General features: G+C 56.4%; 6 protein-coding genes. 1 reads left to right on the top strand and 5 read right to left on the bottom strand.

Annotated features, from left to right (window positions below):
• Positions 1 to 611: 611 nt before the first annotated feature.
• Positions 612 to 5,825 (bottom strand): Ig-like domain-containing protein, encoded by a 5,214-nt coding sequence (locus PKO02S_RS30300; protein WP_127588749.1) that lies wholly within the window; start codon positions 5,823 to 5,825, stop codon positions 612 to 614.
• Positions 5,826 to 6,130: 305 nt separating this feature from the next.
• Here PKO02S_RS30300 and PKO02S_RS30295 point away from each other — a divergent pair, with 305 nt between their 5' ends.
• Positions 6,131 to 6,976: an AraC family transcriptional regulator gene (locus PKO02S_RS30295; protein WP_164821777.1), complete on the top strand. Its 846-nt coding sequence runs from the start codon at positions 6,131 to 6,133 to the stop codon at positions 6,974 to 6,976.
• Between the two features lie 93 nt (positions 6,977 to 7,069).
• Here the strand turns inward: PKO02S_RS30295 and PKO02S_RS30290 are convergent, their stop codons facing one another.
• The 4 genes from PKO02S_RS30290 to PKO02S_RS30275 form a co-directional block, all read right to left on the bottom strand.
• Positions 7,070 to 7,543, bottom strand: a complete 474-nt coding sequence (locus PKO02S_RS30290) for an NUDIX domain-containing protein (protein WP_127588750.1) — start codon at positions 7,541 to 7,543, stop codon at positions 7,070 to 7,072.
• A gap of 74 nt (positions 7,544 to 7,617) precedes the next feature.
• Positions 7,618 to 8,286 (bottom strand): TetR/AcrR family transcriptional regulator, encoded by a 669-nt coding sequence (locus PKO02S_RS30285; protein ID WP_127588747.1) that lies wholly within the window; start codon positions 8,284 to 8,286, stop codon positions 7,618 to 7,620.
• Positions 8,287 to 8,345: 59 nt separating this feature from the next.
• Complete coding sequence (locus PKO02S_RS30280; protein ID WP_127588746.1) at positions 8,346 to 9,371, bottom strand: ABC transporter permease; 1,026 nt, start codon at positions 9,369 to 9,371, stop codon at positions 8,346 to 8,348.
• On the bottom strand, positions 9,368 to 10,144 hold the full coding sequence (locus PKO02S_RS30275; protein ID WP_127588745.1) for an ABC transporter ATP-binding protein: 777 nt from the start codon (positions 10,142 to 10,144) through the stop codon (positions 9,368 to 9,370). Before PKO02S_RS30275 ends, PKO02S_RS30280 begins: the two co-directional genes overlap by 4 nt.
• Between the last annotated feature and the right edge of the window lie 250 nt (positions 10,145 to 10,394).

Below are 10,394 nucleotides of genomic sequence, written 5' to 3'. Positions count from 1 at the left end.
TTTTGGTCTACTGTCGCCCTAGAGACGGACTCCTTGTCAACCTGTCCCCCTCCCCTAAACGCCAAGTAACCGCTGGATACAGTCCGAAAAAGTCGGGCTGCAAGGCCGCTGCTAGGCAGATTTAGGCTCCCTAGTCCGAGTTTGCAGAGTTGGAGAGGGGGTTCTGTTAGGGATGCGTAAAAACGCCTCTGTAAGTGGGGAAACTCGGACTGGAGCACTCCCCCATTTAGATGATGCCCCCGTAGTCAGGAAAAGTCGGGCTACGGCGGGATGGAGTAGCCGGGCTCGGTCCCGGAAGGATAGTTACTGGCTGGGGCCGGGGTATCTTGCTGGAACATGTGGGTTGGAGCCAAAAGTACCTGTAGATGCAACCCAAAACCGATCCAACGCCAAGTAACCTGGCTCTTGCTCTTGCACTCATCTGCCCGAAGCCCTCATTAAAAAGGAACCTGCGTCTCCCCAAAAAACTTGCTTTCTAATAAAACCATTTTAGAACGGGTACCCCCTTGACGCTTCAGCACGGTAAAGAACTTAAACTTTCTTATCTGTAAAAAAAGGACCTCAGCCTCCACGCATCCGTGGAATTTGAGGTCCTTCTTATGAAACAGCCGTTATTGGTACGTGATGCTCAGTTCCGGACGATAGCTCGTCGTCGCATGCTCGGACGTGTAGAAGCGAATGATCTTGCCCGGCACCGCGGAGTACAGCAACACCCCGTGGTTATTCGACGGATTGTCAAGCCAATCCTGCACTGTCGCCGTATCCAGCGTGATTGTCTTCACGACCGGGTTGCCTGTCGCCGTAAACGGCACCGTAAACGACAGCCCGCTCTTGATGTCCGTGCCTACTCCGCGGGCGCCGGCCGTGTTCCATGGCGTACTCGTATCCTTATTGGCCCATGTTGCCGTGGTCGCGCCCCATGCCGTGTTCAAGTAGTAGCCCGTCACATCGATAGTCGCTTGAGACGTGTTGATGAACGTCAGCTTCAACGAAGCGGATGTTACCGTCTTGCCGGTAGGAATCGAGATGTCGTCGAATCGGAGCAGCCCTTGGATCTCGTAAGCTCCAGTCGGCAAATCCGTTTTGTTGTACACATAGGCCTCGGTCGAGGTGTACGAAGAGCCGCCCACAGCAGAACGAATCGTAATGTCCTTCGTTCCCGTGTAGCTGCTGACGCCTTCTTGGAACGTCACGGTCACCGGTGCCGGCGCTGCGACGGTCACATTGACGCCGGAAGACGTCGTGGTGTTGCCGGCCGCATCGCGCGCTACCGCCGTGACGGTGTAGGAGCCCGGCGTCAGAGCGCTCGTATCGAATGACACGTCGTATGGAGCAACAGTATCTTCCGCACCGGCCGCGATGCCGTTAAAGTAGAACTGCACGCCTTCCACGCCGACATTGTCGGACGCATTGGCAGTCAAGTTCACCACGCCGGACAGCGTAGCGCCGCCTGTCGGCGATGTGACCGAAACCGTCGGCGGTGTCGTGTCCGAAGGCGAATAAGTGATGCTGAGCTTCGGTCGGTAAGCCTCCGTCGTATTCTCCGAGCCGTTGATTTTGCCGGTTGTATTTTGTGTCGTAGCAATAATTTTGACCCCATGGTTCGTATCAGGATTCTTCACCCAGCTCTGAACGACGCCCGGATCGAGCGTAATCGTCTTGACCTGCCAACCTGTAGTCAACGTGGTCGAGAACGATTTGCCGCTGATGAAATCCGTTCCGTCGCCGTTTGCGCCAGGCGTATTCCAGAAGTCCATAAGATCGCGTTTATTCCACGTGATATGCGCGGAATCATAATTCCAATAGCTGTTCAAGTAGCGCCCGTCGATATTCGTCGGATTCACGTTGGAGTTCATGCGAACCGTCAGTGTGGCGGAATCTACTTTTGTATTCAGCGGAATCGTGATGTCATCGAAGCGAATAATCGAGAACATCTGATAGGGCGATGCCTGCTGCAGCTGGTTGTAGATATTGATGTCGGCGCCTGTCTTGGATGCCGTTGTATTGCCGGAGCTCTGGCTGGTAATCCCGACATCCTTCGTGAATGTGTAGTTGTCGACCCCGTACTGATACGTCACCGTACCCGAGCCGCCGCTGTTGTTGCTGAATGTCACGTTCACCCCGGACGAAGTGGTCGCATTGCCGCCCACATCGACTGCCGTCGCCGTGAACGTATGGCTGCCGTCCAGCTTGCCCATCGTGTTGTAGGTCATCGTGTACGGCGCGCTCGTCAGCGGCTCTCCGATCGGATTGCCGTCCACCTTGAACTGCACGCTGCTCACGCCGTAATTATCCGTCGCGTTGGCCGTGAGCACGATAAAACCGCTGTTCGTCGAGCTTGCCGCCGGCGACGTCACCGATACGGCCGGCGCTGTGCTGTCCGGGCTGAAGGTGATGTTCACGGCCGGCGTCGTATACGTATTGTTCGACGTATCTCGGATCACCGCAGTCAGCGCATACGATCCGGCCGACAAAATCCCCGAGTTGACCGTCAGGCTGTACGGCACGGTGGTGTCCTCCGCCGCCAGCGGAGTGCCGTTCGCATAGAAGCGCACGCCTGCCACGCCCGCATTATCGGACGCCACCGCCGACAGCAGGAACGAGGTCGTGTAGATCGTGCCTGGGGCTGGCATACTGATGACCCCTTGCGGAGGTGTGGAGTCCGTCACGTTCACGACCACGCCCGTTGAGGTCGTCGTATTGCCCGACGTGTCCCGGGCGACGGCCGTGATGGTGTGGTTGCCTGACGTGAGCGAGCTGGTGTTGTAAGACGTCGAGAACGGCGCGCTCATCAATTCGGGCGTGACCTGCTTGCCGTCCACGAGGAAGGTGACCCCGCCGACGCGCACGTCATCCGTGGCGCTGGCAGACAAACTGATGGAGCCGCTCACGGTGCCTGGGCTTGGCGAGGTGATGGACACCGTCGGCGCTGTCGAATCCGCCGAACCGCCTCCCGTTACCGTCACCGACACAGGTGCCGAGTACGATGTATTGCCGGCGGCGTCCACCGCTTTTGCCGTAATCGTATGCGTGCCGTTCGACAAAGTAGCGGCGTTGAACGTCGTCGTGTAAGGCGACGTTGTTAGGGTATTGCCCACCTGGATGCCGTCGATGAACAATTGGACGTTGCTGACGCCCGTCGCATCGGTGGCGGATGCCGTAATCGTCGTGGAGCCCGAGATCGTGCTCGAGGCGGACGGAGCCGATATCGAGACCGTCGGAGCGGTAACGTCGCCGGTGCCGCCTGTTACGTTGCCGACGAGCAAGCCGCCGATGTCACCCATCACGTTCAGCGTATTGAGGCTCGATACGACCGGCGTGCTGCGGAAGGCGATGTTCGTCGCAATCGTCAATTCCGAGCCGCCTGGCGGAGTGACGTAAGCGCTGTACGTCTTGCCCGCCGTGTCTACTACGATGCGCAGATGGTAGATTTGGTTCGCCGAGTAAGTAATCGGTGTGCCTGGGCCGACATAAGTAATGTTGTCGCGCGCTTCGATCTTGCCTGCCGTTCCGAAGCGAACGACGGCCGGCATCGACCAGGAGCCGCCGGCAGAGCCGAGCGAGAGGCTCACCCCGCCGTCGACCGTCGCAGCGAGCGGCATGGCATCGAGCTCTACGGTGAACGTGCCGGTTTGCGTGCCAAGCGGATACGTCTTGAATTGACCTGCATGGATCGCAGCCTTGAAGTTGTTAAGTCCTGTTGTGTCGATCACCCGCACGTTGCGGATCGTCTCGCTGGACTTGCCGTTGCTGTCCGTCGCCTTCACTTTGATCGCATAGCTGCCTGCCGCTACGGATGACCACGTGTAGTTGTAAGGCGGCGATGTTTTCTCGCCGAGCTTGGTGACCCCGTTAAAAAACTCCACCTTCGCGATCGAACCCGTGTTCGCCGTTACAAGCGGATCGATGCCGATCGTAGCCGGTTCGGAGAAAATCTGGCCTTCCGCAGGAGCGGACATCGCAATGTCCGGCGGTAGTTGCGGGCTGACCCCGAGCTGATTCGCGAGCCAGGACAAGCTGACCGCCGGTTTATACTCCCACGACCATTTGCGCCACGGGCTGACGCGGAAAGCAGCTTTGCCGCTTGCCGGACCTGCCGGACGGGTATAGTAGTTGACGCCGATATCATAGCCGTAGTAGAGGTCCATAGCCAGATCTGTAATCGTAGAATCGGGCGAACCGCCAAGCAGCTGGTTGAAATATTCAGACCAGAGCAGTCCGGTCGCAATCGAAATATTGTGGTCGATCGTGCTGCCGCCGGCCGGATTGCCCGGGCTGCCGCGGCCGCCGCTCACCGAATCGGTCGTCCCGTCGTACTTCATCATGTAATCCGGATAGGGCAACGTGCCCGAATACGTGTCGTAGCCGTGGTACGGATCATATTTAACCGCAGCCTTCAAGAAATTTCCGACTCTTTTGACGAAGTTCGCAATGTCACTGTCCTGCGTAAGCGAGTAGGCGCGAATCATCGACTGCTGCAAGAGGATGGTCATCCACGAAGAGGCAACAAAATCTGTGCCCACTCCGTCCCCGTGCTGCGAGCCCTTGTGATACAAGCCCCCGTCGACGTATCCGGACGGCATCGCTCCGCCTGCGCCGTTCTGGTGCCAGATGAAGTCCTCGGTTTGCGATACTATCTTATCCTTGTACTTCGTGAGCCCCAATACTTCGTAGGCGATGACGTTAGCCAGCAATCGGAACGCCGTATGCCGCTCCGTCCATGTAACCAAGCCGGCGGACCAGCGGGTGCTCTCGGTGTTGTTTTCATGCGCATGTACAATCCAATCGATCGGTTCGAGCATGCCTGCGTTGCCGGTCAGCCAGTAGTTATACGCGAACGGCTCGTTGTAGGAGTACATCGAGTTGTTGCCGCCGCTTGCCGTCGATGTAGTCGCCTTCAGCTTGAACAGCCCGATCGCTTTGATCGGCGTCGTCGTCTTGTCCCACAGCTTGCTTGCATAGAATTCCGTGCTGCGTGTCGCTTCGCGAAGCGCCTTGAACGAGCCGCTGCGGAAATACAGATCATACATCGTGGACGAACGGTCGTACAGCCAGGTTTCCGATTTATCTCCGGAAGCTTTGTACGGATTCGTCTCGGTTACGGCGATGTTATCTTCATTGATGACCGTGTAGAAGAAGTTTTTGAACGCATAGTCGAGTTCATCGAAGCCCGGATAATGCTCGACCGCCTTCATCGCGGACGGATCGTCGCGCGTCACGCCGATCGCGTCATCCATCGGATTCATCCGTTGCGGATTAAGCGTGCCGTTCGACAGGACGTCCTTCGGCAGCACCGCGTACACATCCGGTTCATAAATATTGTCCGTCGCGACGAACGTGCCGCTGACGACTTGGTGCCATGCCGTCTTCGGATCGGTCAGCGTGGAGATGTTCTGGGTGCGGGTCGTCGTCCCCCACTCGATGGTGATGTTCTCGCTGTTAGGGAAAGCGGAGGTGAATGTGTATGGGATCTGAACGGTCGCTACACGGACGGAGGTGCCGTCCAGCGCGGGGTTCGTAATATGTCTCCAAGGGGTTTGCATGGCGACATAAGCGGGAATTTCGATGCCGCCCTTCAGCACCCGGATCTTGGTCAGATCGGCGGGGGCTACGGATCCGCGGGTGAACGGAACGCCGAAGGTGACAAGCGTTGAAACGCCGGTATCGACATTCTCGGTAGGATACAGCTTTACTGTCATCGTACCGGAGGTCTGGGCGGAAGCGTAGAACGGCAGTACGCTGGCGCTGGCCGCGCCAGGGAAAACAGGGATCACGCCTGTGATCAATAAAATCAAGAGAAGCATTTGTTTCCATCCACGTTTCATTCGTTACGAGCTCCTTTCGAAATAGTAATCAGACTGTTGCAAGTCTTGCCTCGGATGCGATCCAGATCACCTCCAGAAATGTCGAAGAGTGCAGACGATGACTTAACAAGATGCAAGGAAGCGCTCTCATTCGAATTCTAATTGATGCTTGGATAAAATGCTTCACCTACGCTTGCTCATTTTTATTCATTCAACATTTTTTGCAATCTGGCCCCTAAAGAGCTACAATGTGCCATTGTTCGAAAAACCGGACGCATGCTAAAATAAAGTTAAGAGTGCAGCTGACGATGAGGGGAGCGAGTTCTGTGGCTTTTCAGTATAATCTCGAGTTTTCGTTTCTCGTCAATGATTTCTTGATTCAGCGGGTGCAAAAAGACGGGCTCAGCATAGACAACTATCCCCTTCATAATCACGAGACCTATGAAATGTACTATCTGCTCAGCGGCACTCGCGGCTATGTAATTGAAGACCAGTCCTACACCCTTCGAAAAGGCGAATTGGTCCTGATTGACCGCAACGATCAACATAAATTGCTCGACGATTCGTTCAGGGACGGGATTATCCTTGCGTTCAATCGCAAGTTTCTGGACGGCTACATAGAATCGATTCCCCAAGTGCTCAACATTTTTTCCGAAATCAAGCTATTGCAGCTCACGGCGGCGGAGCAAAGCTTCTTTGAGACATTGCTGACCAAAATGCTGCGAGAGTACAAGAAACGTGAATACGGTTACATGGACTATATGCGAGTTTCCCTGCTAGAGCTTCTGCTATGGCTGCAACGGCGAATGCATGAAGAGAGAAGAAACCGTTCGATTCATAACGTCTCTTTGCATCATACTGTGGAAGAAATCGCCCAATTCGTCACGCTGCATTACTCGACTCCTATGACATTAACCATGCTCGCCGAAATGTTCTACATCAGCCCGTTCCACCTGAGCCGTCTGTTCAAAAATGTAACCGGATTCAACTTTGTCAAATATTTAAATCATGTTCGCATGACGGAAGCGCAAAAGCTGCTGCGCGACTCTCACCTCAGCGTAACGGATATCGCAAGGCAGGTCGGCTTCGAGAGCCTGACGCATTTCGGGCGTGTGTTCAAGGAACTGGCCGATTGTACTCCCAGCCAATACAGGGCACACCACCAAGGGTGAAACCATGCCTGTTTCATAGCTGCAAAGCTTCCTAAACTCCAGTCCGGCAGGGGTTCCCATATACATATATCTAAAAATTAAGAAGCCTGGCTATTATAAGCCAAGCTCCTCTGCACCTCCTAGCCGTATCCTTCGTTCGCCATGCGAGCGCTTCGCTTCCAGCTCCCACAGGTCGAACATTTCGAACGTCCCCTCCGCGAAGAACAGCGGGAACCGCCGCTTGAACCAGTCCTGCATCGGCAAGTCCAGCGCTTCCGCAACCGGAACCCACACCAGCTCACCCTCCGGAGGGTTCAGCAGCAGCTCGCCTTCGAACTTGCGGACCACATAGTTGAACACAATGTAGCGATATTCCGTTGTCGGATCGACGAAGCCGTCCATCCCTTTGTAAATCAAGTCCGAAGGCTCCGCCCGCAGCCCAGTCTCCTCCAGCAGCTCCCGTACAGCGGCATCCGTGATCGTCTCCAGCTTGCCCACCTTGCCGCCCGGCCCTATGTAGCCCGGAAACCCGAGCTTGGACGGCCGATTGACGAGCAACACCCGCTCCCCGTCCAATGCCAATACCATCGTATACAGACCAACCGCCTGCTGATACAAGTTCGCACGTCCTCTCCAACCCGCTCAAGCGCATCTGAGCTTATCTAAGGCGCCAACCCTTTTACGATAAAAGAAATCGTCGCTTCCCGTTCCGCCCCGTCATCCCAAGCCGACCCCGGCCTTGTCGCCGCGAAATCGCGCATCAGCACATACCCTATCAGCGTCGAAGCCGTCATCCGCAGTACGGAAACCGTAGGCAAATCCGCGCGGATCTGGCCCTGCTCCTTGAACTTCTCGATCCGCTTCTCCATCCGCACGACCACTTGGGACAGCACAATCGTTTCAAATTGCTCCCTCAGCTCCGGATGGAAAGGAATCTCCTGCGCGATGATGCGGATCAGGCTTTTATTTTTCTGAACAAATGCGATCCGGTTCTCGATCATCGCCCGCAGGAACAGATCATAGCTCTCGTATTCCTGATTCAGCACATCCTTGAACTCGCGCAGTACGAATGGCGTAATCAGCTTCAGCATGGCCGGGGTGACGATCGACAGCAGCAAATCCTTCTTCGTCTTGTAATGGCGAAAAATCGTGCCCTCCGCTACCCCCGCCCGTTGAGCGATTTCACTCGTGGAGGCGCCGGAATATCCTTTCTCGGCAAACATCTCGATCGCCGCTTCGACGATGCGGGCTTGTTTCTCCGTCATTTTGTCGGCTGCCGCGCTCGCTTGCACGAGCTCTTCAATCCACGGCTCCATTCCGTTGCTGCTCATCCGGTTGTTTCAACTCCTTGCACCTTTGCCTTGATGGTACCACAAACAGGCTGTTGTTGTTAAATCGCACGCTGCTTCTTCAGCGCCGCAATGTTCAGTATAGCGAACGCGACGGAGAATCCGAGCAAAACGTAGAAATCGTTCTGAATCTCGGCGAAACCCTCGCCCCGCAGCATAATGCCTCGCAGCGCGTCAGCTCCGTAGTAGAGCGGCATGATGTAGCTGAGCTTCTGCAGCCACGGATTCATGGCGTCCAGGCTGAACAGGCCGGAGAAAAAAACCTGCGGCACGATGACCAGCGGGATGAACTGAATGATCTGAAACTCGCTGCTCGCAAAGGAGGACAGAAGCGTCCCCAGCGTCAGCGCTGTTAAAGTTAGCAGCAGGTTGATCGCCAAGACGAGCCAAATATGGCCCTCCATATACAGGCCGAGCACTCCGATTGCATAGGAGGCGATGAGCGCCGCTTGCAGCAGGGTGAACAGGCCGAAGCCGGTCAAGTAGCCGAGCACGACTTCCGATCGTTTGATCGGTGTAGCGAGAAGACGTTCCAGCGTACCGGTCGTACGTTCCCTCAGAAAAGCAACGCCTGCGAGCAGAAAGACGAAAAAGAAGGAGAAAAATCCGATCAGCACCGGCCCGAAATTGTCGAAGCTGGTCAGCGAGTCGCTGCCGTGAAGATAGTTTACGGTCGGTACGGTGGCGGGAATATCGGCTTGCAGCGCCTTCTGAATAAGCAGCATGACACCTTTCGAAGCGCCGGGATCGCTGCCTTCCAGGAGAATCGACGGCTTGCCGGCTTCGAGCGTGATGACGGCGTCTAGGCCGGCGTCGCCTTGCTCTAAGGCCGCTCGCGCCTGCGCAAGGTCGGCGTAGGTCGTCAGCTCCGCTCCGGCTTGCTGCAGCCGCTCGTTCAGCTGCGCCGGGAGCCCAGCGGTCCCGATCGCCGGGCTGACCGTTTGCCCGTTGAACACGAAGTACATCAGCGTCAGCACCAGAAGCGGCGCCATGAACAATAGCGCGAGTGTCCGCTTGTCTCGGACAAACTGGCGGATGATGCGAATAGCCAGCGCACGCGTTCTCATCCCCGCACCCCTCCCCCGAGGACGATGAAGGCGTCTTCGATGCTGTCGGTGCCGGTCTGGGCTTTGAGCGCCTGCGGCGAATCGACCGCATTCAGCTTGCCCTCGCGGATGAGGCCGATTCGGTCGCATTTGTCGGCCTCGTCCATGACATGCGTCGTCAGGATGATCGTCGTGCCCCGCTCTCTCATTGCGAGCAGCTCCCTCCAGATCGATTGGCGCAGCATCGGATCAATGCCGACGGTCGGCTCGTCGAGGATGAGCAGCTCCGGCTCATGCAAGAGCGAGATGGCGAGCGACAGCCGTCGCTTCATGCCGCCGGAGTAGGCGGCGACCGGCTTGTTCAGGTGGTCGAGCAAGTCGACGACGGCCATCGCCGCCTGCATCCGCTCGTTGCGCCGGGTACCGGACAAGCCGTACAGCGAGGCGAAGAAGTGAAGGTTCTCGCGGGCAGTCAGCTCGTTGTAGAGCGCGTCCGACTGCGCCATGTAGCCGAACCGCTGCAGCATCGCAAGCTTCGGCATGCGCTCGCCGAGCACATGGACGGCGCCTTCGTCGGCTTGGTCGATGCCGGTGATGAGCTTGATCAGCGTTGTTTTGCCCGAGCCGGACGGGCCGAGCAGGCCGAACAGCTCGCCGCGTTCGACACGCAGCGAGATGCCGTTCAGAACGGCGCGGCTGCCGAACCGGCGGGTGATGTCGCGGATGTCAACGACAGGAGGTTGGGGCTGGGAGGTTGGCGAGTGTGCAGATGCTGGAGGCTGTGAAGCTGGCATGGGGGGTCACTCCTCTCGAATGGGCGGAGAATAATGTGAGTGTGAGTAATCACTCATTGATTGACTTTAGTGTAGCGTAGACAGCACAAGTTGTAAAGTGAGTAATCACTCATTTTTTAAAAAAAGGGTACCCCTTTGACACTTTAACTCTGTAAAGGATTTAAACTATCTGATATGTTAAGAACAACCATCAGAGAAGATCACCCTGATGGACCTCTGGCGAAAGAGTTCAGTTGGCGCGTAGGAGGGT

The organism is Paenibacillus koleovorans NBRC 103111, assembly GCF_004000845.1.
Lineage (GTDB): Bacteria > Bacillota > Bacilli > Paenibacillales > NBRC-103111 > Paenibacillus_AA > Paenibacillus_AA koleovorans.
Note: the sequence above shows the minus strand (reverse complement) of the source record. Positions and strands in the feature narration are given on the sequence as shown.

What these genes read in the sequence shown, in the direction of transcription:
- PKO02S_RS30290 (WP_127588750.1), bottom strand. Translation starts at nt 7,543, where the DNA reads ATGGTATTGGCATTGGACGGGGAGCGGGTGTTGCTCGTCAATCGGCCG.
- PKO02S_RS30275 (WP_127588745.1), bottom strand. Translation starts at nt 10,144, where the DNA reads ATGCCAGCTTCACAGCCTCCAGCATCTGCACACTCGCCAACCTCCCAG.
- PKO02S_RS30280 (WP_127588746.1), bottom strand. Translation starts at nt 9,371, where the DNA reads ATGAGAACGCGTGCGCTGGCTATTCGCATCATCCGCCAGTTTGTCCGA.
- PKO02S_RS30285 (WP_127588747.1), bottom strand. Translation starts at nt 8,286, where the DNA reads ATGAGCAGCAACGGAATGGAGCCGTGGATTGAAGAGCTCGTGCAAGCG.
- PKO02S_RS30300 (WP_127588749.1), bottom strand. Translation starts at nt 5,825, where the DNA reads ATGAAACGTGGATGGAAACAAATGCTTCTCTTGATTTTATTGATCACA.